At 72.2% G+C, this 22,404-nt stretch carries 18 protein-coding genes and 1 pseudogene; 16 read left to right on the forward strand and 3 right to left on the reverse strand.

Translation table 11 applies throughout. The features are described from left to right. Positions 1-33: 33 nt before the first annotated feature. Positions 34-729 (reverse strand): annotated as a pseudogene (locus CC117_RS04370) (ACT domain-containing protein); the annotation flags it as partial. A 374-nt stretch (positions 730-1,103) separates the two neighbouring features. On the opposite strand from CC117_RS04370, the gene gatC reads away from it, so the two are divergent. The 12 genes from gatC (at position 1,104) to leuA (ending at position 16,620) form a co-directional block, all read left to right on the forward strand. Next, the gene (gene gatC, locus CC117_RS04375; protein ID WP_026311616.1) at positions 1,104-1,400 is read left to right on the forward strand and encodes an Asp-tRNA(Asn)/Glu-tRNA(Gln) amidotransferase subunit GatC; all 297 of its coding nucleotides are present in this window, start codon (positions 1,104-1,106) and stop codon (positions 1,398-1,400) included. Between the two features lie 17 nt (positions 1,401-1,417). Continuing rightward, positions 1,418-2,965 (forward strand): Asp-tRNA(Asn)/Glu-tRNA(Gln) amidotransferase subunit GatA, encoded by a 1,548-nt coding sequence (gene gatA, locus CC117_RS04380; RefSeq protein WP_241829838.1) that lies wholly within the window; start codon positions 1,418-1,420, stop codon positions 2,963-2,965. Between the two features lie 62 nt (positions 2,966-3,027). Further along, positions 3,028-3,375 (forward strand): hypothetical protein, encoded by a 348-nt coding sequence (locus CC117_RS04385; RefSeq protein ID WP_071082473.1) that lies wholly within the window; start codon positions 3,028-3,030, stop codon positions 3,373-3,375. Continuing rightward, positions 3,372-4,889, forward strand: coding sequence for an Asp-tRNA(Asn)/Glu-tRNA(Gln) amidotransferase subunit GatB (gene gatB, locus CC117_RS04390; RefSeq protein ID WP_071082474.1), 1,518 nt, complete (start codon positions 3,372-3,374; stop codon positions 4,887-4,889). The genes CC117_RS04385 and gatB overlap by 4 nt, the downstream gene beginning before the upstream one ends. Positions 4,890-4,985: 96 nt before the next feature. Beyond that, on the forward strand, positions 4,986-5,984 hold the full coding sequence (locus tag CC117_RS04395; protein WP_071082475.1) for a metallophosphoesterase family protein: 999 nt from the start codon (positions 4,986-4,988) through the stop codon (positions 5,982-5,984). A gap of 178 nt (positions 5,985-6,162) precedes the next feature. Then, a complete protein-coding gene (locus CC117_RS04400; RefSeq protein ID WP_071082476.1) occupies positions 6,163-7,986 on the forward strand; it encodes a penicillin-binding transpeptidase domain-containing protein in 1,824 nt (607 codons plus the stop codon). Between the two features lie 376 nt (positions 7,987-8,362). Continuing rightward, entirely contained in the window at positions 8,363-10,159 is a 1,797-nt protein-coding gene (locus CC117_RS04405) for an acetolactate synthase large subunit (protein WP_071082477.1), read from the forward strand. Further along, entirely contained in the window at positions 10,156-10,680 is a 525-nt protein-coding gene (ilvN, locus tag CC117_RS04410; RefSeq protein ID WP_071082478.1) for an acetolactate synthase small subunit, read from the forward strand. The genes CC117_RS04405 and ilvN overlap by 4 nt, the downstream gene beginning before the upstream one ends. Before the next feature lie 48 nt (positions 10,681-10,728). After that, a complete protein-coding gene (gene ilvC / locus CC117_RS04415; protein WP_071082479.1) occupies positions 10,729-11,724 on the forward strand; it encodes a ketol-acid reductoisomerase in 996 nt (331 codons plus the stop codon). A 290-nt stretch (positions 11,725-12,014) separates the two neighbouring features. Further along, a complete protein-coding gene (gene serA / locus CC117_RS04420; protein ID WP_071082480.1) occupies positions 12,015-13,604 on the forward strand; it encodes a phosphoglycerate dehydrogenase in 1,590 nt (529 codons plus the stop codon). Between the two features lie 180 nt (positions 13,605-13,784). Beyond that, a complete protein-coding gene (locus CC117_RS04425; RefSeq protein ID WP_071082481.1) occupies positions 13,785-14,678 on the forward strand; it encodes a septum formation family protein in 894 nt (297 codons plus the stop codon). 271 nt (positions 14,679-14,949) lie between these two features. Then, positions 14,950-16,620 carry a 2-isopropylmalate synthase gene (leuA, locus tag CC117_RS04430; RefSeq protein WP_071082623.1) on the forward strand — a complete coding sequence of 557 codons (1,671 nt, stop codon included), beginning with the start codon at positions 14,950-14,952 and terminating at the stop codon, positions 16,618-16,620. Between the two features lie 51 nt (positions 16,621-16,671). Here the strand turns inward: leuA and CC117_RS04435 are convergent, their stop codons facing one another. Continuing rightward, positions 16,672-16,971, reverse strand: coding sequence for a DUF1059 domain-containing protein (locus CC117_RS04435; protein WP_071082482.1), 300 nt, complete (start codon positions 16,969-16,971; stop codon positions 16,672-16,674). Next, positions 16,968-18,314, reverse strand: a complete 1,347-nt coding sequence (locus CC117_RS04440; protein ID WP_071082483.1) for an EAL domain-containing protein — start codon at positions 18,312-18,314, stop codon at positions 16,968-16,970. Before CC117_RS04440 ends, CC117_RS04435 begins: the two co-directional genes overlap by 4 nt. Positions 18,315-18,718: 404 nt before the next feature. Between CC117_RS04440 and CC117_RS04445 the strand changes: the two genes are divergently transcribed. The 4 genes from CC117_RS04445 to CC117_RS04460 all read left to right on the forward strand — a co-directional run bounded on the left by CC117_RS04445 (position 18,719) and on the right by CC117_RS04460 (position 22,264). Next, on the forward strand, positions 18,719-19,747 hold the full coding sequence (locus CC117_RS04445; protein WP_071082484.1) for a 3-isopropylmalate dehydrogenase: 1,029 nt from the start codon (positions 18,719-18,721) through the stop codon (positions 19,745-19,747). Positions 19,748-19,994: 247 nt separating this feature from the next. Further along, positions 19,995-20,918 (forward strand): branched-chain-amino-acid transaminase, encoded by a 924-nt coding sequence (ilvE, locus tag CC117_RS04450; RefSeq protein WP_071082485.1) that lies wholly within the window; start codon positions 19,995-19,997, stop codon positions 20,916-20,918. A gap of 160 nt (positions 20,919-21,078) precedes the next feature. Beyond that, a complete protein-coding gene (locus tag CC117_RS04455; RefSeq protein ID WP_071082486.1) occupies positions 21,079-21,465 on the forward strand; it encodes a CBS domain-containing protein in 387 nt (128 codons plus the stop codon). 121 nt (positions 21,466-21,586) lie between these two features. Beyond that, a complete protein-coding gene (locus CC117_RS04460; RefSeq protein WP_071082487.1) occupies positions 21,587-22,264 on the forward strand; it encodes a Crp/Fnr family transcriptional regulator in 678 nt (225 codons plus the stop codon). Positions 22,265-22,404 lie beyond the last annotated feature (140 nt).

The raw sequence follows: 22,404 nt of genomic DNA on the forward strand, positions 1-22,404 counted from the left end.
ACTGTGGCCGCCGGTGTGAGCGCGGCTGGCGGCGCGGGCGAGGCTGGCAGCGATGCCGGCCAGGTGGGCCAGTCGGGCGATCTCGGAGGAGCGGAACGCCGGACCGCCCGGCCGGCCGAGGAGCAGGGCGAGCCGCTCGTGGCCCACGGGCGCCGCGACGAGCTCCATGTTGACCGCCTCCCAGCGGGCGGGGAACTCGCCGTCGCCGGGCCCGATGCGCCGGGCCGCGGGCAGCGGCAGCCATGGCAGCGGAAAGCGGACCCGCTCCGGCACTCCCAGGTCGGCGCCGCCGAGGCTGGGGGCGCCGACCGAGGCCTCCCGGACCCGGGCGTCGCCGGGCGCCAGATGCTCCAGCAGCAGCGCCCAGTCAGCGTGGAAGACCCCCGCGACCAGCTCGGTCAGCACCGCCGCGGCCTGGGCGGGGCGCTCGGTCAGCGCGTCGACGAGCTCCAGGTCGTCGCCGATCCCGGCGCCGTCGGCGAGGAAGGGCCGCAGTGCCTCGACGGTGACGCCCGGAACGGACTGGGCCGCGGTGTACACGCGGTCGGCCAGCCCGCCCGGCGGCAGCAGGACGATCATGTCGTCGACCGCGCCGGCGGGGGTGTGTTCGACCACCGAGAGACTCACGATGTCGATGCCTGCCGCGCCGAGCGCCGTCGCCACCGCGCCCAGCGCACCAGGGTGATCGGGGAGGACGAGCCTGAGCAGGTACGACATGCGGCTGAGCATGCGCAAGGGGTGTGACACTGTCATGGCGATCATGTCACGGGCGGATGTCGGCCCAGGTCAAGGGGCTGCCGCGGAAAAATCGGGTCTTCTCGTGTCCCGCCGCGCCCGCTTCGGGACGCGCCGCGTCCGGTTCGCGACGCCGACCCGTACGATGAAGGACGACGCCGACGCCGCGCACGCCGGTGCGCAGCCGGCCGTACAGGTTCGGCCGCGTCCGGCATGGCAGCGGCCGGGGCGGCGGTGACGGCTCGGCGCGCACGCTGCCGGCCGGGCCGGCCGCCACGCCCGTGCCCCGCACCGCGGGCGCGCGGCGACCGTGCGATGACCTAGCCGATGTCGGGCCTGTGCCCACCGCCCACGAGGGGTCCACCGGAATGGCGATCACCCGGGACGAGGTCGCGAACCTCGCCCGCCTGTCGCGGATGTCCCTGTCCGAGGCCGAGCTCGACGCGCTCGCACCCCAGCTCGAGGCGATCCTCGGTGCCGTGGCCCGGGTCTCCGAGGTGGCGGCGGCGGATATCCCGCCGACCTCGCACGCCGTACCGCTCACCAATGTCTTCCGCGCGGACGTGACCCGCCCGTCGCTGCCGGTCGCCGACGTTCTCGCCGGCGCGCCCGCCGCCGAGGAGGGCCGGTTCCGGGTGCCGCGCATTCTCGATCCGGAAGAGTGAAGGGCACCAGGCCGCAGATGACCGACGCTTCAGGCACCCCGACGTCCGCCGCGCCCGCAGGCCCCGCGTCCGGCCGGACGAACGACGTCGTCCGGCTGACCGCCGCCGCCACGGCGGCCGCGATCGCCGCCGGTGAGCTCTCCGCGGAGGAGGCCACCCGCGCCGCTCTCGACCGGATCGCCAAGGTCGACGACGCGGTGCACGCGTTCCTGCACGTCGACGCCGACGGCGCGCTCGCCGCCGCGCGCGCGGTGGACGCCCGCCGGGCAGGCGGGGAGAAGCTGGGCCCGCTGGCCGGCGTCCCGCTCGCGCTGAAGGACGTGTTCACCGCCCGCGGCATGCCGACGACCTGCGGCAGCCGCATCCTGGAGGGCTGGCGGCCGCCGTATGACGCGACTGTCGTCTCCCGGCTGCGCGCGGCGGACGTCATCGTCCTCGGCAAGGTGAACATGGACGAGTTCGCGATGGGCTCGTCCACCGAGAACTCCGCCTACGGCCCGACCCACAACCCGTGGGATCTCACCCGCATCCCGGGCGGGAGCAGCGGTGGCAGCGCGGCGGCGGTCGYGGCCTTCGAGGCGCCGCTGTCCATCGGTACCGACACCGGTGGGTCGATCCGGCAGCCTGCGGCGGTCTGCGGCCTGGTCGGCGTGAAGCCGACCTACGGCGGCGTCAGCCGGTACGGCCTGGTCGCCTTCTCCAGCTCGCTGGATCAGGCGGGCCCGATCACCCGCACCGTGGGCGACGCCGCACTGCTGCACGCGGCCATCGCCGGGCACGACCCCAGGGACAGCACCAGCGTCGACCTGCCGGTGCCGCCGGTGGTGGAGGCGGCCGCGCGCCGCGACATCCGCGGCATGCGCATCGGCGTGGTCCGCGAGCTGTCCGGTGAGGGCTACGACGCCGGTGTGCAGGCGGCGTTCACCGCTGCCGTCGAGGAGCTGGCCGGGCTCGGTGCCGAGGTCGTGGAGGTGAGCTGCCCGCACTTCACCTACGGGCTGGCGGCGTACTACCTGATCGCGCCGAGCGAGTGCTCGTCCAACCTGGCCCGTTTCGACGCGATGCGCTTCGGCCTGCGGGCTGGCGACGACGGTCGCGCCGGCGCCGAGGAGGTCATGAGCCGCACCCGTGACCTCGGCTTCGGCGCCGAGGTGAAGCGGCGGGTCATGCTCGGCACCTACGCGCTGTCCTCGGGCTACTACGACGCCTACTACGGGCAGGCCCAGAAGGTGCGGACGCTGATCAGCCGTGACTTCGCCGCCGCCTACGAGCAGGCGGACGTGCTGGTCTCGCCGACCACGCCGACGCCGGCCTTCCCGCTCGGCGACCGGGTCGACGACCCGGTCGCGATGTACCTGTCGGACCTGTGCACGATTCCGTCGAACCTCGCCGGCGGGCCGGCGATGAGCCTGCCGGCCGGGTTGGCGGGCGGGCTGCCGGTCGGCATCCAGATCATGGCGCCCGCCTTCGCGGACGACCGCCTCTACCTGGTCGGCGGTGCGCTGGAGACGGCCCTGGACGCCCGGCGCGGGCACCCGCTGCTCGACGAGGCACCCGCGCTCTAGCACGCCACCCGCCGACGGAGCGGGCGAGATGCGGCGGGAACGACGAGGAGGACGAGGAGGACATGGTCGAGCTGCGCAGCGGTCGTCAGGACCGCGTACTTCTGCTGGTCGTGTGGGGGCTCACGCTCGTGGTGCTCGTCCTCGGCGCGCTGACGCTGAGCCCGATCCTGCTGGTCTGGGGGATCATCGGGCTGCCGGCCGCGGTCGCGCTGGGCTACGTCCACCTCCGCGACACCCGCCGGGCCGCAGCGCAGACCACTCAGGGCGCCGCTGAGCAGGGCACCACGCCGGGCATGACGGAGCCCGCAGCGGCGACGTCCGGTGACGAAACTGTGCGCGCCGCCCGGCCGGACGGCGGGGCGGAACCCGGCGCACTCGACGACGGCATCGAAGAGGAGTCATCCCGGTGAGCACAGCGGCTCCCGTCATCGCCACCCCGTCCTACGAGGACGCCCTGGCCCGCTACGAGGCGGTGATCGGGCTGGAGACACACGTCGAGCTCGGCACCGTGTCCAAGATGTTCTGCGGGTGCGCGACGGCCTTCGGGGCGGCCCCGAACACCCAGGTGTGCCCGGTCTGCCTGGGCCTGCCCGGTGCGCTGCCGGTGGTGAACGAGGCCGCGGTGCGGTTCGCGACGCTCATCGGGCTGGCGCTGAACTGCACGGTCGCGTCCTGGTGCCGGTTCGCCAGGAAGAACTACTTCTACCCGGACATGCCGAAGAACTTCCAGATCAGCCAGTACGACGAGCCGCTGTGCGAGAACGGCTGGCTGGACGTCGAGGTCGAGGGCGAGATCCACCGGGTCGGGATCACGCGGGTCCACCTGGAGGAGGACACCGGCAAGTCGCTGCACGTCGGCGGGGCGACCGGGCGCATCCACGGGGCGACCCACTCGCTGGTCGACTACAACCGGGCCGGCATCCCGCTGGTCGAGATCGTCACCGAGCCGGACGTCCGTTCCCCGGAGGTCGCCCGCGCCTACGTCGACGAGCTGCGTGAGCTGTGCCGGTCGCTGGCCGTCTCCGACGTCCGGATGGACCAGGGCTCGCTGCGCTGCGACGCGAACGTCTCGCTGCGCCTGCGGCCGGCGAAGGGGGAGCCGGACGCGCCGTTCGGCACCCGGTCGGAGACGAAGAACCTGAACTCGCTGCGTTCGGTCGAGCGGGCCGTGCGGTTCGAGGTCGTCCGGCAGGCGGCGCTGCTGGACGCGGGCGAGCGCGTCATCCAGGAGACCCGGCACTTCGACGAGGCGTCCGGGCGCACCTCCTCCGGTCGTTCGAAGGAGGAGGCGACCGACTACCGGTACTTCCCGGAGCCGGACCTGACCCCGATCGCGCTGACGTCGGAGTACGTCGAGGCGCTGCGTGCCGTCCTGCCGGAGCTGCCGGCGCAGCGGCGGGCCCGGCTCATCGCGGAGCACGGCTACTCCGTGCGGGAGCTGCAGGAGATGCGCAACGCCGGGGTCCTCGACCTGGTCGAGGCGACGGTCGCCGCCGGCGCCAGCCCGGCCGGGGCGCGCAAGTGGTGGCTCAACGAGCTGGCCCGCCGCGCCGCGGACGCCGGGGTGGAGCCGCGTGAGCTGGCGATCAGCCCGGCCCAGGTGGCCCGGATCTGCGAACTCGTGGCCGCCGGGCAGCTCACCGACGCCCTCGGGCGCAAGGTCGTCGACGGCGTGCTCGCCGGGGACGGCTCGCCTGACGAGGTGGTCGCGGCTCGTGGGCTGGCTGTGGTCTCCGACGATTCGGCTCTGCGGGACGCGGTCGACGCCGCGATCGCCGGCGCGCCGGACATCGCGGAGAAGGTCCGGGGCGGCAAGCTGAACGCGGTCGGGCCGCTGGTCGGCACGGTCATGAAGACGATGCGCGGGCAGGCCGACGCCGCGGCCGTCCGCCGGCTCCTGCTGGAACGGCTCGGCGTGTCCTGACCGCGGACGGGCGACCGCGGGCGGGATGTGCGTCACATCACCCTGGTCGCCCGGGACGGGGGCCCGGTGCGACCTGATGTGCGACGATCGTCTCTGATGTCTGGGACCACGCGGGGGCGCCTGCTCGCCACCAGCGACATTCACGTCCGCCACCCGGAGAACCGGGCGGTGGTCGAGGCGATGCGCCCGGGGCACGACGACGACTGGCTGCTCGTGGTCGGCGACGTCGGGGAACTGCTCGACGACGTCGAGTGGGCGCTACGCCTGCTCGCCGGCCGGTTCGCGAAGGTCGTGTGGGTGCCCGGCAACCACGAGCTGTGGTCCCTCAGCCGCGATGCGGTCGACCTGCGCGGCGAGGCCCGCTACCGCCACCTCGTCGACCTGTGCGCCGGCCTCGGCGTCCTCACACCGGAGGACCCGTACCCGCTCTGGACGGGTCAGGGCGGCCCGGTGCGGATCGTGCCGATGTTCCTGCTCTACGACTACACGTTCCGCCCGGCCGGAACGTCCACCAAGGAGGAGGCGCTCGCCGCCGCCTACGCCGCCGGAGTCGTCTGCTCGGACGAGTCGGTGCTCCATCCCGACCCCTACCCGTCCCGGGACGCCTGGTGCCGCGCCCGCGTCGCCATCACCCAGGCCCGGCTGGACGAGTGCCCGCGCGACGTCCCGCTCGTGCTGGTGAACCACTTCCCGCTGGTCCGTGAGCCGACCCGGATCCTGCGCTATCCGGTGTTCGCGCAGTGGTGCGGCACCGAGCTGACGGCGGACTGGCACACCCGTTACAACGTCGCCGCGGTGGTCTACGGCCACCTGCACATCCCGCGGACGACCGTCCACGACGGCGTCCGGTTCGAGGAGGTCTCGGTCGGCTACCCGCGGGAGTGGCGCTCGTGGCGGACCCGGCGGCCCGTCCTGCGCCAGATCCTGCCCGCGCCGACCGGCGAGCCCGTTCCGCCGTGGGGCGCCCCTCACGACGAGTCGGAGCACGCGGCGCTCCAGGTTCCGCCGGGCGCGCCCGGCGGCCCCGTTCCCGCTGCCCCGGCGGTCCGCTCGTCGCAGTCGCAGTCGCAGCCCTACCGGCAGGGTGCGGTTTAGCCCGAAGGTCCACACCTCATCTGTGGTCCTCCGTGTTGCCACCATTGGTGCATCCGCGTGTCGGCTTGCCGACGAGGCGCGGCGCGTCGGATGCGGACCCGGGTGGCCCTTCGTAGGGTGAGCTCGGGCCGCACGGTCCTGCAGACGATTCCGTCGAGGTGGGGGGAGGCGAAGCGTCGTGCCTCTTACACCCACAGGGTTCAGCCCGTCCCGGTCACGTCGCCGGGGGCGAGGACGGGGCCGGCAGGGCCTGCTGGCCGCTACCCTCGTCGTGGTCCTGCTGGCAGTCGGCGGTGGGGTCTTCTACTGGCTGAAGTCCCGGTCCGACGCCCGGGAGGCGGACCGGTCGGTGGTTGCGGCCGCCGCGGCCTACCTGGACGGGTGGAAGGCGGTGACGACCTCGCCGTCCGCCGAGGAGGCCGCCGACGCCTCGGCCGGGTCGGCCGGCGCTGCCGGGTCCGGCGGTACGGCGGCGGGTGCCACCTCCGGTGACGGTGCCGCCGGGGAGCAGGGCGGCCCGCGGCCGGCCGCCAGCCAGGCCCGCGACCGCGCGAGCGCGGCGGTCCGCGCGGTCAGCGTGGACGGCGACGTCCCGGTCGCGACGCTCGTCGGGCTGATGGCCGACGTCCACGACCGGCTTGACGTGACCGGAGCCGAGCTCACGGCGGGTGAGGTGGCCCGCTCAGGGGCGAGTGCGACCGTGCCCTACACCGCCAGCCTGACGCTCGCCGGCTTCTCCGAGCCGCTGACCTATTCGGGTGAGCTTGGTCTGGTCCAGACGGGCGGGGACTGGAAGGTGCAGGCCCGGCCGTCGTCCGTCCACCCGGCACTACGGCCCGGGCTGCGCCTGGACCGTGCCGAGTCCACCGGCCAGCGCGGCGCGCTGGTCGACGTGGACGGGCGCCCGATGGACACCAACCCCGAGCTCGCCGGGAACCTCATCGGCCGGGTCGATCCGGCGTCCGGCCTGCAACGGGTCTACGACGCGAGGCTGCGCCCCCAGGGCGGCGCGGTGGTGGTCCGCACCGAGGCCAACGAGACCGTCGAGACGCTCAAGTCGTATCCGAGCAGCGACGGCGAGGCGATCCGCACCACGATCGACCTGGACGTCCAGCGAGCGGGGGAGACGGCGATGGCCACCGCGTCCCGCCCGAACGGGGCGCTCGTCGCCATCGACACCCGCACCGGCGGCGTGCTCGCGGCGGTGAACCACCCGCTCAACGGCTACGGGCGCGCGGTGCGCGGCTCCTATCCGCCCGGCAGCACCTTCAAGATCGTGACGGCGACGGCCGCGCTGATGGCCGGCCGGCCGGCGGACAGCACCATCGACTGCACCCAGACCGTGGGCGTCGGCGGCCGGGAGTTCCAGAACGCCGAGGACGAACAGTTCGGACCGATCTCGTTCCGGACCGCCTTCGCGAAGAGCTGCAACACCGCCTTCATCCGGCTCGAGCAGTCGCTGCCCGACGGGGCGCTGGAGCAGGCCGCGAAGCTGTACGGCTTCGACGGCGTCGAGCCACTGCCCATCGCCAGCGTCGGCGGATCGTTCCCGGCACCGCGCGACGAGGTCGAGTCGGCCTCCGCGTCGATCGGGCAGGGCCGGGTCGCCGCGTCACCGCTGCAGATGGCCAGCGTCGTCGCCGCCGTGGCCAGCGGAACCTGGCACCAGCCGTTCGTCGTCGGCGAGTCGCCACGGAGCAACCCCCTGCCCGAGCAGGCGCTGGGTCCGCTGCGTGACTTCATGCGCGCGGTCGTCACCGAGGGCACCGCCGCGAGCGTGCCGATGCCGGGGGAGGTCCACGGCAAGACCGGTACGGCCGAGTACGCGGACGGTGACCCGCCGCCCACCCACGGCTGGTTCGTCGGCTACCGGGGGGACGTCGCGGTGGCGGTCGTCATCGAGGACGGCGGCTTCGGCGCCGAATCGGCGGCACCGGTGGTGGCATCGTTCTTCACCGCGCTCGACGGCGGCCAGGTCGCCGGCCCGCCGCCGGCCGGCTGACGTGCGCGCGGCCGCGGCCGGTTACCCCTGGCCGCGGCCGATCGCTTGACGCGATGGCCGATGTCAGGGATGGTTGAGCGCGTGCTTACCGGCATCCTCGTACGTTCGGAGCGCGTGTAGTCGGACCAGATCGGTCTCCGACCACCCGCGCCGCCCCTCAGTGCCCACGGCACGAGGGGCTTTTTCGTGTCCGGCCCCGGCCCCCGGCTGCAGTCGTGCGTCACTGCGTCACGTGTGTCGCCTGGAGCCGGGCGCATCGCCGCCCGCCACCGCCATCCGACCCAGTCCGCCCGCCACCACCGCCGTCCGCCCCGCGTACCGCCCGTGAACGACGTCCCGTCCGCACATTGCCGGCCCCGTCAAGGAAGACGACCAGATGACCAGTGAGACCAGACAGATCACCGGAGCCCAGTCGCTCGTCCACTCCCTGGAAGCGGTTGGTGCCGACGTGGTCTTCGGCATCCCGGGCGGGGCGATTCTRCCCGCCTACGACCCGCTGTTCGACTCCACCCGGGTTCGGCACGTGCTGGTCCGCCACGAGCAGGGCGCGGGGCACGCCGCCGAGGGGTACGCGCAGGCCACGGGGCGGGTCGGGGTCTGCATGGCGACGTCCGGCCCGGGTGCGACCAACCTGGTGACGCCGATCGCGGACGCCTACATGGACTCGGTGCCGATGGTGGCGATCACCGGCCAGGTGCCGAGCGCGGCGATCGGTACCGACGCCTTCCAGGAAGCCGACATCTGTGGCATCACGCTGCCGATCACCAAGCACAACTTCCTGGTCCACTCGGCGGATGACATCCCGCGCACGATCGCCGAGGCCTTCCACCTCGCCGCGACCGGGCGCCCCGGGCCGGTGCTCGTCGACCTGCCGAAGGACATCCTGCAGGGCCTCACCTCGGTGCTGCCGCACGAGGTGTGGCCGCCGACCCTCGACCTGCCCGGGTACCGCCCGGTGACACGCCCGCACGCCAAGCAGGTCCGCGAGGCGGCGAAGATGATCAGTGCCGCGCGTCGGCCGGTGCTGTACGTCGGCGGTGGGGTGCTCAAGGCGCGCGCGGCGGCCGAGCTGCGGGTGCTCGCCGAGCTGACCGGGATCCCGGTGGTCACCACGCTGATGGCCCGCGGCGCGTTCCCGGACTCGCACCGCCAGCACCTGGGCATGCCCGGCATGCACGGGTCGGTCGCCGCCGTCACCGCGATGCAGAAGGCCGACCTGCTGATCACGCTGGGGGCCCGGTTCGACGACCGGGTCACCGGGCGGCTGGCGTCCTTCGCACCGGGGGCGGCCGTCATCCACGCCGACATCGACCCGGCGGAGATCGGCAAGAACCGGGTGGCGGACGTGCCGATCGTCGGCGACTGCCGTGAGGTCATCGCCGACCTGACCGTCGCGCTGCAGGCCGAGYCCCGCCCCGACCTCGAGGCCTGGTGGCACACGCTGGACCGCTGGCGGGACACCTACCCGGTGGGTTACGACACCCCGCCGGACGGCTCGGTGGCGCCGCAGCAGGTCATCCAGCGGATCGGGCAGATCGCCGGCCCGGAGACGATCTTCGCGGCCGGAGTCGGGCAGCACCAGATGTGGGCCGCCCAGTTCATCTCCTACGAGCACCCGTACACCTGGCTCAACTCCGGCGGCGCCGGGACGATGGGGTACGCGGTGCCGGCGGCGATGGGCGCCAAGGTCGGCCGGCCGGAGGCGACCGTGTGGGCGATCGACGGCGACGGGTGCTTCCAGATGACCAACCAGGAGCTCGCGACCTGCGCGCTCGAGGGCATCCCGATCAAGGTTGCGGTCATCAACAACGGCTCGTTGGGCATGGTGCGCCAGTGGCAGACGCTGTTCTACGACAAGCGTTACTCCAACACCGACCTCGGCACCCATCCCGCCTCGGCGCGCACCGGGGTGACCCGGGTGCCCGACTTCGTGCGCCTGGCGGAGGCGCTCGGCTGCGTCGGCCTGCGCTGCGAGTCCCCCGAGGACATCGACTCCACGATCGAGAAGGCGATGAGCATCAACGACGCGCCGGTTGTGGTCGACTTTGTGGTCCACCCGGATGCCATGGTGTGGCCGATGGTCGCCGCCGGTTCCAGCAACGACGACATCCAGGTGGCCCGCGACATGGCCCCCGACTTCGACTACTCCGGCGACGCGGAGGTCAACCTGTGACCCGGCACACCCTCTCCGTCCTCGTCGAGAACAAGCCCGGTGTCCTCGCCCGGGTCTCCGGCCTGTTCTCCCGGCGCGGGTTCAACATCGAGTCGCTGGCCGTCGGCCCGACCGAGAACCCGGACGTCTCCCGGATGACGATCGTCGTCGCGGTGGAGGAGCTGCCGCTGGAGCAGGTGACCAAGCAGCTCAACAAGCTCGTCAACGTCCTCAAGATCGTCGAGATGGACCCCGGCGTCTCCGTGCAGCGCGAGCTGGTGCTCGTCAAGGTGCGGGCCGACCTCGCGGTCCGCTCGCAGGTGCTGGAGACCGTCCAGCTCTTCCGCGCCAAGGTCGTGGACGTCGCGCCGGACGCGGTGACGATCGAGGCGACCGGTACCCGTGACAAGCTGGACGCGCTCATCCGCATGCTCGAGCCCTTCGGGATCCGCGAGATGGTCCAGTCCGGCATGGTCGCGCTCGGCCGCGGTTCGCGGTCGATCACCGACCGCAGCCTGCGCGCCGTCGAGCGCTCGGCCTGACGTACACCCCTTTCCCACCAGGAATTCCCACTAGGAGATTCACCACCGATGGTCGAGATCTACTACGACGACGACGCGAACCTCGAGATCCTGGCCGGCCRCAAGGTCGCCGTGATCGGCTTCGGCAGCCAGGGGCACGCGCACGCGCTGAACCTGCGCGACAGCGGGGTCGACGTCCGGGTCGGCCTGCCCGAGACGAGCACCAGCCGGGCCAAGGCCGAGGAGCAGGGCCTGCGGGTGGTGACCCCGGCGGAGGCCTCCGCCGAGGCCGACATCATCATGATCCTCACGCCGGACACCACGCACCGCAAGATCTACGCCGAGTCGATCGCGCCGCACCTGAGCGAGGGCAAGGCGCTCGCGTTCGGGCACGGCTTCAACATCCGGTACGGGCTCATCGAGCCGCCGGCGGGTGTGGACGTCTTCATGGTCGCCCCGAAGGGCCCCGGCCACCTGGTGCGCCGGGTGTTCGAGGAGGGTAAGGGCGTGCCGGTGCTCGTCGCCGTCGAGGCGGACGCCTCCGGGAAGGCGCTCGACATCGCGCTCGCCTACGCCAAGGGCATCGGCGGCACCCGCGCCGGCGCGCTGCGCACCACCTTCACCGAGGAGACCGAGACCGACCTGTTCGGCGAGCAGGCGGTGCTGTGTGGCGGCGCCAGCGCGCTGGTGCAGGCCGGCTTCGAGACGCTGGTCGAGGCCGGGTACACCCCGGAGGTCGCCTACTTCGAGTGCCTGCACGAGCTCAAGCTCATCGTGGACCTCATGTACGAGGGTGGCATCAGCCAGATGCGCTACTCGATCTCCGACACCGCCGAGTACGGCGACGTCACCCGCGGGCCGCGAGTGATCACGCCCGCGGTCAAGGCCGAGATGCGCAGGATCCTCGGTGAGATCCAGGACGGGACCTTCGCCCGCGAGTGGGTCGCGGAGGACGACGCGGGCCGCGCCACCTTCACCAAGCTGGTCGAGGAGGGCAAGCAGCACCCGATCGAGCAGGTCGGCGGCAAGCTCCGTCCGATGATGTCCTGGATCGCCAAGGACTGAGCCGGCCGGGCCGGGGTGGGTCGGGTGGGGCAGGCCGGCGAACGGTGCGTCCCACCCGACCCCGCCCCACTCGACCCCGCCGTCCCGACCGGCTCGCCGCCCAGGTGAGAGCGGGCACACCGCGGCGGGCGCCCGATCGTGCCGAGCTGCGTCGGTAGGCTGTAGCCGCACCGTACCGCCCACCTGATTCGACACCGTCGTCGTCCGCCCGGGCTGTGGCGCAGCACGGCCCCGGCCGCTGCGTCCTTCTCATCGGTGGCCGGCGGCGAGCCTGCTACTAGGAGCAGACCGTGCCCGTCGTACTCGTCGCCGAGGAGCTCTCACCAGCCGGGCTGGAGGTCCTCTCCGGGGACTTCGAGATCCGCCACGTCGACGGGGCGGACCGATCCGCGCTGTTGCCAGCGCTGGCCGACGTCGACGCGGTCCTCATCCGCTCGGCCACGAAGATCGACGCCGAGGCCCTCGCCGCGGCTCCGAAGCTGAAGGTCGTCGCCCGGGCCGGCATCGGCCTGGACAACGTGGACGTCCCGGCCGCGACCAGCCGCGGCGTCATGGTGGTGAACGCGCCGCAGTCGAACATCGTCAGCGCCGCCGAACACGCCATCGCCCTGCTGCTCTCGGTTGCCCGCCGGGTGCCGGCGGCGCACGGCGCCCTCGTGAACGGCGAGTGGAAGCGGTCGAAGTACGTCGGCGTCGAGCTGACGGAGAAGACCGCCGGCGTCGTGGGCCTGGGCCGCATCGGCGTCCTGGTCGCGCAGCGCCTCGCCGCGTTCGGCATGACCATCCTCGCCTACGACCCCTACGTCTCGGTCGCCCGCGCGTCCCAGCTCGGCGTGCGCCTGGTCGACCTGGACGAGCTCCTCGCCAACAGCGACGTGATCACGATTCACCTCCCGAAGACGCCGGAGACGCTGGGCCTGATCGGCGCGGAGCAGCTGGCACGGGTGAAGCCGGGCACGATCATCGTCAACGCCGCCCGCGGCGGGCTGGTCGACGAGACAGCACTGGCCGACGCGGTCCGCTCCGGCCGGGTGGGCGGCGCCGGTATCGACGTCTACGCCAAGGAGCCGACCACCTCCTCGCCGCTGTTCGGTCTGGAGAACGTGGTCGTCACCCCGCACCTGGGTGCCTCGACGCAGGAGGCGCAGGACAAGGCGGGCCTGGCGGTGGCGAAGTCGGTGCGCCTCGCGCTCAGCGGCGAGTTCGTCCCCGACGCCGTCAACGTGCAGGCCGGTGGGATCGTCGCCGAGGACGTGCGGCCCGGCCTGCCGCTCGCGGAGAAGCTCGGCCAGCTCTTCTCCGGCCTGGCCGCCGGGGTCGCCGCGGCGATCACCGTCGAGGTGCGCGGCGAGATCGCCGTGCACGACGTGTCGGTGCTCCAGCTGGCGGTGCTCAAGGGTGTCTTCACCGACATCGTGGCCGAGCAGGTCACCTACGTGAACGCGCCGCTGATCGCCAAGGAGCGCGGCGTCGAGATCACGCTGGAGACCTCGGAGGACAGCCCCGACTACCGCAACCTCGTCACCGTGCGCGGGGCACTGCCCGACGGCACCGCGGTCTCGGTCAGCGGCACCCTGGTCGGTTCCCGGCAGGTCGAGAAGATCACGGCGATCGACGGCTTCGAGGTGGACATCCGCCCCGAGGACCACCTGGCGTTCTTCCGCTACGAGGACCGCCCGGGGATCGTCGGCGCGGTGGGCGCGCTGCTCGGCGAAGCGCACATCAACATCGCGAACGCGCAGGTCAGCCGGCTTAGCGCCGGCGGCGACGCACTCATGTCGCTGTCGCTGGACGACGCTGTGGCGCCCGACATCCTGACCGAGATCGCAAAGATCATCGGTGCGCCGTACGCGCGCGCGGTGAGCATCTCGGTCGGCTGACGGCCCACCTGCCCCGGGCGGGCGGCCGCCCGGGGCACCCCGAGGTGCCCCCGGCCCACGGCGAGGCTCCGGAGGTCGGAATCGGGGTCTTTGCATCGGCTGGGGGTGACTCGGGCCGATGTGGGTGATCGTTGGCCGGAAGCGCCGCTCGCGGCGCCTGCTGGCGTTACCGTGGCAGACATGGCCTCGCAGCACCCGGATCCGTTCGAGGATGTGCGGCTTGACGAGCGGTTCGTCCGGTCGGCGCGGTTCCTGGAACCGTCGGCCCGAGAGCGCACCGGCCAGATGTCGCTGGCCCGGGGGGCGCGGTGCGGGGTGGTGCCGGCGCCCCGTGGCCTGCAGGGGCTTGTCTACCGGCTCTTCGTCGCCCCGCCCCGCCCGGCGCCGAGGGCCCGCCGCCTGACCTGGGTGCTCGCGGTCCTCACGCTCGCGGTGGGCATGATCAGTCTCACCTTCGTCGCCCTGCGCCACACCGCCCGGGGCGTRCCGGTCGCGTCGACGCCGCTCCCCCCGTCCGGGATCAGCGTCGACGGCACCGGGTTGGCGTCCACGGCCGCCGCCGACGGACTCACCCGGGCTACCAGCGGGCTCGCGTCGAGTACGTCATCGCCGGTGGGGGGCCGGGGGGTCGACCCCGCGCTGGGTGCTCCCGGCGGCTTCGCCCTCGCCCCGGACGTGTTCCGCTCCCTGGCGGTCGGCGACTGCCTGACCTGGGCTGTGATGTCCGTGACGCCGCTGGCCATCCCCGGCTCCGGGGACGCGCCCGCGCCGAGGCCGGTGGCCTGCACGGAGCCGCACCTCGACGAGATCACCCGAATCGTCGATCTCTCCGGCCGGTTCGGCAGCTGGCCCGGTGCGGCCAGGCTGGGCGCGGCGGCGGCGGATGACTGCGCGGAGTCCCTGCGCGACTACTTCGGTGGGCTGGATGCGGCCCCGCATCACGTCGTCGGTTCGGTGCGCCCGGACCAGGCGAGCTGGGAGCGTGGCGTCCACAGCATCGTCTGCACGATCCGCGCGGACGACCTGCTCCCGGACAGGGGGCGGTTCGCGCCGCCCGGCATCGTCCGCAGCTGACCGCCGGTTCCGGTCCGCGGGCCGAATCGGCGGGCGGCACCGGCGGGCCGGGCCCCTCGGTCGCGGCATCGGGTAAGCTGGCCCGGCGATGCGTGCGCTACTGCTTCTTAGGTGCCGCGGCGGGGCCTGATCCGGACTTCCTGATCCGGATAGTGGCTGGCTTCCCCGTCGCGGAGTTCTCGTGCGTCAGCACCGGCTCCCGTTCGGCGGCGGGCCGGGCCGCTCTTCCGAGAAAGCAGGAGCAGTGATCACACCGCAGCAACCGTCCGGCATGCCCATCGAGAAGTACCGCCCGTTCCCGGCGGTCGCGCTGCCGGACCGGACCTGGCCGAACGCCACGATCACCCGCGCTCCGCGCTGGTGCAGCGTCGACCTGCGTGACGGCAACCAGGCCCTGATCGACCCGATGACGCCGACGCGCAAGATGCAGCTCTTCGAGCTGCTGGTCGCGATGGGCTACAAGGAGATCGAGGTCGGTTTCCCCGCGGCGAGCCAGACCGACTTCGACTTCGTCCGGCAGCTGATCGAGGGCGATCTGATCCCCGACGACGTCACCATCCAGGTCCTCACCCAGGCACGCGAGGAGCTGATCGAGCGCACCGCGAGTTCCCTGGTCGGCTCCGACCGCGCGCTGATCCACCTGTACAACTCGACGTCGACACTGCAGCGCAGGGTCGTCTTCGGGCTCGACCGGCCCGGCATCACCGAGATCGCGGTGCAGGGCGCGCGTTGGTGTGCCCAGTACGCCGAGAAGCTGCTGGACGGGACGGACGTCCGCTGGCAGTACAGCCCCGAGTCGTTCACCGGCACCGAGCTCGACTACGCCGTCGAGGTCTGTGAGGCGGTGATGGATGTCTGGGAGCCCACCGCGGACAACCCTGTCGTCCTCAACCTGCCCGCGACAGTGGAGATGTCGACGCCGAACGTCTACGCCGACCAGATCGAGTGGGTGAGCCGCAACCTGACCCGGCGCGACGCGGTGGTGCTGTCGCTGCACCCGCACAACGACCGGGGCTGCGCGGTCGCCGCGGCCGAGCTGGGTGTCATGGCCGGCGCCGACCGGGTGGAGGGCTGCCTGTTCGGCAACGGCGAACGCACCGGCAACGTCTGCCTGGTCACCCTGGGGATGAACCTGTTCTCCCAGGGTATCGACCCGATGATCGACCTCTCGGACATCGACGGCGTGCGCCGCACGGTGGAGTACTGCAACCAGCTGCCGGTGCACCCCCGCCACCCCTACGGCGGCGACCTCGTCTACACCGCCTTCTCCGGCTCCCACCAGGACGCCATCAAGAAGGGCTTCGAGGCGATGGAGCGCACCGGGCAGACGCTGTGGGAGGTGCCGTACCTGCCCATCGACCCGAAGGACGTCGGCCGCACCTACGAGGCCGTCATCCGGGTGAACAGCCAGTCGGGCAAGGGTGGTGTGGCGTACCTGATGAAGTCGGAGTTCGCGCTGGACCTGCCGCGCAAGCTGCAGATCGAGTTCTCCGGCGTGGTCCAGCGGTACACCGACGACACCGGCGGCGAGGTCACCGCCGAGCAGCTGTGGGAGATCTTCGGCCAGGAGTACCGCCCGGAGGGCGGCGACGCGGGCGCACCGCTGGAACTGCTCGGCTCGCGGACGACGGCGGCGAGCGGCGAGCGGGACGAGGTGACGGTCTCGGTCCGCCTGCACGGTGTCGAGACGGCCATCAGCGGTAGCGGCAACGGCCCGATCGACGCCTTCGTCGCGGCGCTGTCCGAGCGGGGGCTGCCGGTACGGGTGCTGGACTACAACGAGCACGCGCTGGGTTCCGGGGCTGATGCCCGGGCCGCGGCCTACCTGGAGGTCGCGGTCGGCGATGCCGTGCTCTGGGGGGTCGGGATCGACCCGAACATCGTGACCGCCTCGATGCGTGCCGTCGTGAGCGCGGTCAACCGGGCGGCCAGGAGCAGCTGACGCGCCGGCCGACCAGGCGGGTGGCAGTTCGCACGCCCGCCCGGCGGCCGGTCAGTCGTTGTACGCGGCCGGCCGGACGTTCCTGATGCCACGGCGGACCTGTTCGACCAGGTCATCGGGAACGTCGGTCATCCCGTGGTCGACCCGGGCGTGGGTGTCGACGGCGGCGAGGATCTCCTCCTCGCCGGCGGCGACCAGGCGGGTCTCGCAGCCGTGGATGATGGCGCCGCAGTAGAACTCCTTCATGGCCACGGGACGCACCACCGTGACCTCGCGGACGCGCCCCGCCGCGTCGCCGGCGGGCCGCGGGCCCATCAGGGCCTGCGCTGTCCAGAACCGGTTCCGCCTCATACCGCCGACAGTTCCGCGAGACGCAGCATCAGCCGCTCCATCCGTACCAGGCCGAGGGGTCGTCCCATCTCGGTCACGATTATCACCGGGTCGAACCGGCACCCGCGGGGTCGGGTCATGGCCCGGCGCGCCACCTCGGTGACTGGTTCGTCCGGCAGGGCGAACAGCGAGGTGGGGATCCACCGGCCGTCCGGGCCGCCGCCGCTGGAACCGCCACCGCCACTGGAACCGCCACCGGGTCCGGTGCCGGGGCCGGTGGGAAGTCGCAGCGCGACGGGGCGGCATCGGTTGCTGACGATGATGGTGGCCCTGCCGGCGGCGTCGGGTCCGCCTGGCAGGGCGGCTGCCGGGGCATGCGCGCACGGCGGGCAGGTCGCGTTGTCGGTGCAGTGCCCGTGGTCTCCGGTCGAGATCTGGGCCGGCTCCATCAGGCTGACGATGTGCGCGGAGCGGTCGGCCCGCTTCGAGATCGTCTGGATCCGACGGGCGACCGCCGGGTCCAGGGACTGCCAGCGCGCGGACGGCCGCCCGAGGAGATAGCCCTGCCCGAGGGGCACCCCCAGCGCGATGAGCATGGTGAGTTCCTCCACCCGCTCGACACCCTCGGCGATGAGCCACCCGTTGAGACGGCTGGCGAACCCGCCGACGAGTTCGGTGAGCGCGATCTTCACCTGGTCGTCGTCGATGTTGGTGACCAGCGACCCGTCCAGTTTCACGAAATCGGGCCGGATGTGCGTGAGCTGGCGCAGGCCCGCATAGCCGGAGCCGACATCGTCCATGGCAATGAAGGCGCCTCTGTTCCGGAGCTCCTGCGAGGTCGCGGCCAGGCCGGGGGAACAGTCGATCGCCACCGCCTCGTTCAGCTCCAGAACGATGCGGGAGAGATCCGCGCGGCGCCAGACCGCCTCGATCTCGGGGTTGGAAAGGAGATGCGGGAAGACGTTGACGGCAAGAAAGYAACGGTCCGGAAGATGGTCGCGGGCCGAGATCGCCGTGCGCAGTACCCGTGCCTCCAGCTCGGCGCCGCGCCCGCGCCGGTCGGCCTCGGCGAAGACGAGAGGAGGGGCGTTGCGCGGGTCGTCACCGAACCGGGCCAACGCCTCGTAGCCCGCGATGACCCCGCGGCGCAGGTCCACAATTGGCTGGAAGACAAGGTTTGGAGCGTCCGGGTCGGCGAGCAGGCGGTCGATGTCCGGGCGGGCGGGCATGGCCGCCGCCGGATGCGGACGTGCTCTCGGCTGGGCACCGCCCAGGCCGGAGGCGCCCTCGTGGCCGACTGCCGCCTGGGCCACCGGCGGCCCGGTGTCCGTGGGACGCTCACTGGTCAGGCGCTGAGAACCCATGCGCCGTGCACCCCCTCGTGTCGCCGCACGTCGCATCAGTGATGTTGTTTATTTCCTATCRCTTTTAGCGCGTCGTGGGCATGCGGACGCCGTGGAGTTGAGGTGCTGTGCGACGGCGTGGTCCGAATCTTGTCTGAGGCGCATTTTCCGGCGTCCGGATGATTGGGTTTTCGTTGATGTGCGCCGTGCCCAATGTGGTCTTGCGCGTAGGCCGGTGTGTCGCTGGACGCCTATGCAGCACACTCGTCCAACGAAATGTCGGATTATGCGGCCGGTTCGGCCGGCAGCGCATGGAGCAGGCGCCGGAGGGGCTCGAGGGTGCTGGAGCCAGGCGGCGTACAGAGGGTGACGGGCAGGTCGGCCCGGCCAGGTGGGTCGGGAACGGCCGGCTACAGTCGGGGCTCATGAGGCTTGCGGTCATAGGCGGCGACGGAATCGGTCCGGAAGTTGTGGCGGAGGGGCTGCGCGTGCTGCGCGCCGTGTACCCCAAGGTCGAGACGACCGAGTACGAACTGGGCGCCCGGCTCTGGCACCGGACCGGCGAGACCCTGCCGGACAGCGTCCTCGACGAGCTGCGCGGCCACGACGCCATCCTGCTTGGAGCGGTCGGCGACCCGGGGGTTCCCAGCGGGGTGCTCGAGCGTGGGCTGCTGCTGCGGCTGCGCTTCGAGCTCGACCACCACGTGAACCTGCGCCCGGTGCGGCTCTACCCGGGAGTGACGACGCCGCTGGCCGGTGACCCCACCATCGACATGATCGTGGTGCGGGAGGGCACCGAGGGCCCGTACGCGGGCGCCGGCGGAACGCTGCGCCGCGGCACGCCGCACGAGGTGGCGACCGAGGAGAGCATCAACACCCGGTTCGGCGTCGAGCGCGTCGTCCGCGACGCCTTCGCCCGGGCGAGCCGCCGCCCGCGCGCGCACCTCACCCTGGTGCACAAGAACAACGTCCTGACCAAGGCGGGCGACCTGTGGTCCCGCACGGTGGCCGAGGTCGGCGCGGAGTTCCCGGGCGTCGAGGTCGGCTACCAGCACGTCGACGCGGCGTCGATGTTCTTCGTCACCGACCCCGGCCGCTTCGACGTCGTCGTCACGGACAACATGTTCGGCGACATCCTGACCGACATCGGCGCGGCCATCGCCGGCGGTATCGGGCTCGCGGCCAGCGGGAACCTGGATCCCTCCGGTGCCCATCCGAGCATGTTCGAGCCGGTGCACGGCAGCGCCCCCGACATCGCCGGCCAGGGCGTCGCCGACCCGACCGCCACGGTGGCGTCGGTGGCGCTGCTGCTCGAGCACCTCGGGCACACGGCCGAGGCCTCCCGGGTGGATGCCGCCGTCGCCGCCTCGCTGGCAGAGCGGGCCTCGTCGGGCGGTGGCCGCCGGTCGACCCGCGAGGTCGGCGAGGAGCTGGCCGCGCGCGCCGCGGGCTGACCCCCTGGCCGCCGCGGGGCTACCCGTGGGCCGCGGCGGGGAGCCGGGCGCTCCCCGCCGTCTGGTTGGTCGTTTTCCCAACGGTCGTCCACGGGCTATCCTCGGATGGAGCCGTAGATCCGGTACGACGGCAGCCGACAGGGCCTGACCACGGCGACGATCGGCAGTTTCGTCATCTCTGACTGTTCGTCACCCTGTTCGCCTGCGCGCTCATGCGTGCCCTGAGGTAGCCCGTTCTGGAGCTGTCATGCCGATTACCCCCACTTCGAAGATCTGGATGAGCGGCGAGTTCGTCGACTGGGACGACGCCCGCATCCACGTGCTCAACCCGACCCTCCACTACGGATGGGGCGTGTTCGAGGGCATCCGGGCCTACTCGACGTCCGCCGGCAGTGCGGTCTTCCGGCTCACCGATCACATCGCTCGCCTGTACCGAAGCGCCAAGATCTACATGATGGAGCCCACCTTCTCGCAGGAGGAGGTCATCCAGGCGACGAAGGACACCATCGTCGAGAACGGCGTGGAGGCCTGCTACATCCGCCCGTTGATCTACCTCGGGTACGGCGAGATGGGGCTCAACCCACTGCCCTCGTCGGTCGAGATCATGATCGCCGTCTGGCCCTGGGGCTCCTACCTCGGTGAGGACGCCGAGCGCAACGGCGCCCGGGCGACGATCTCGACCTGGCGCCGCAACGACGCGAACATCATCCCGCCGGCCGCGAAGGCGTCCGGCCAGTACCTGAACTCCTCGCTGGCGAAGGTGGCGGCCATCAAGGCCGGCTACGACGAGGCGATCATGACCAGCCCGAACGGTCACATCGCCGACGGCTCGGGGGAGAACGTCTTCATCGTCTCCGGGCGGCGGGTCATCACCCCGCCGCTCAGCGACGGCCCGCTCGGCGGCATCACCCGGGCGTCGGTCATGCAGATCGCGGCCGACCAGGGGTACGAGGTGCTGGAACAGCACATCGTGCGGACGGACCTCTACCTGGCCGACGAGGCGTTCTTCACCGGCACGGCGGCCGAGATCGTTCCCATCTCCGAGGTGGACGACCGCCGCGTCGGCGCGGGCCGGCCCGGCCCGGTCACCCGGGAGATCATCGACATCTTCCACCAGGCCACCCGCGGTGAGCTCGACCGGTACAAGGACTGGAACGAGCTGGTGCGCTGAGGCGCTCCAGCCAGCCACCGCCGCGCCGAGCGCGTCCCCGGTAACGCCGCGGCGGTTCTCGTCGGGCGTGTGCTCTGGCCAACACGACCTTGGCCGCCTACCGTCTCCTGTAGTCGTTTCACGAACGCACAAGCGTCGGGAGCCGGTTCGGGAGGTCGTCATGCGGGTTTCGGATGGAATGAGCGCTCTGGTCCTCGTGGTGGGGCCGGGGCACACGCTGCGGCAGGCGTCCCGGATGATGGCCACCCGCCAGGTCGGCGCGGCCGTCGTCCTCGACAGCGAGAGCCAGGGCTTCGGCATTCTCACCGAGCGCGACGTCCTGCGGTCGGTCGCGGCCGGGCAGAGCCCGGACACCGAGGTCGTCGGTGACCATCTCACCCGCGACGTGGTGGTGGCCGACCGCGACTGGTCGCTCGACGAGGCCGCTGCGGTGATGCTGCGCGGCGGCTTCCGTCACCTCATCGTCACCTCCGGAGCGGAGGTCGAGGGTGTGCTCTCGATGCGCGATGTGGTGYGGTGCTGGAGCCGGCAGCGGGTCGAGGTGTGACCGGTGTCGGCGGCGAACATCCGCGACGAGATGTGGTCGCTGTGTAACCGTGCGGCGATGAATCGGCCGACTCGGGGATCTGCGCCGCATCGGGCCCCCGTGCGGCGCTACGTTCACGGGCATGCACGACACTGAGGCGGTCACCCTGCTGCGGGCGACCACGCTGTTGAAGGAACTCGATGAGGAGGACCTGCTACGGCTGGCCAGCCGGTCCGTGACGAGGCGGTTCCGCCGAGGTCAGGTGGTCTTCACGGAGGGCGAGCCCGCCGACACCCTCCTCGTGGTCGCCTCGGGACGGCTGAAGGTCCTCACCAAGGCTGACGACGGCCGTGACCACGTCCTGAACATCGCCGGCCCGCGCGAGACCCTGGGCGAGCTCAACATCGTCGAGGCCGGGACAAGGTCGGCGAGCGTCGAGGCGCTGGAGCCGAGCACCGCACTGGTGCTGGAGCGCAGCGCCGTCTGGGAGCTGGTCCGGGAACGCCCGGCGGTCGCCGAACAGCTCATCCGGGCACTGGTCGCGCACGTGCGCCGGCTCACCGGTGCGAACGCGGACCTGGTGTTCCTCGACCTGCCACGCCGGGTCGCGAAGCTGCTGCTCATGCGGATGCGGGAGGCCGGCCGCCCGGTGATCGAGCTGGGGCTCACCCAGACCGAGATCGCCTCGCTGCTCGGCGGCTCGCGTCAGTCGGTCAACCAGGCGCTGCGCGAGTTCGAGCGCAGGGCATGGATCCTGTCCGAGGGGCAGACCATAACGATCATGCAGGTCGACCGGCTGCGTCGGTTCGCCGGCGACTGAGYCGGTACGACTGAGCCGGTACGGGTGGGCCGGCCGGTGGCGGTGCCAGTCGCGGCGGGATCCGGTGCGGTCGGTGGGGCCGGCGGGATCGGGTGGGCGGCCCGCCGGCTGCGTGGCCGGCGGGTGTGCGTAGCGTGGGG

Source organism: Parafrankia colletiae (genome assembly GCF_001854655.1).
GTDB lineage: Bacteria > Actinomycetota > Actinomycetes > Frankiales > Frankiaceae > Parafrankia > Parafrankia colletiae.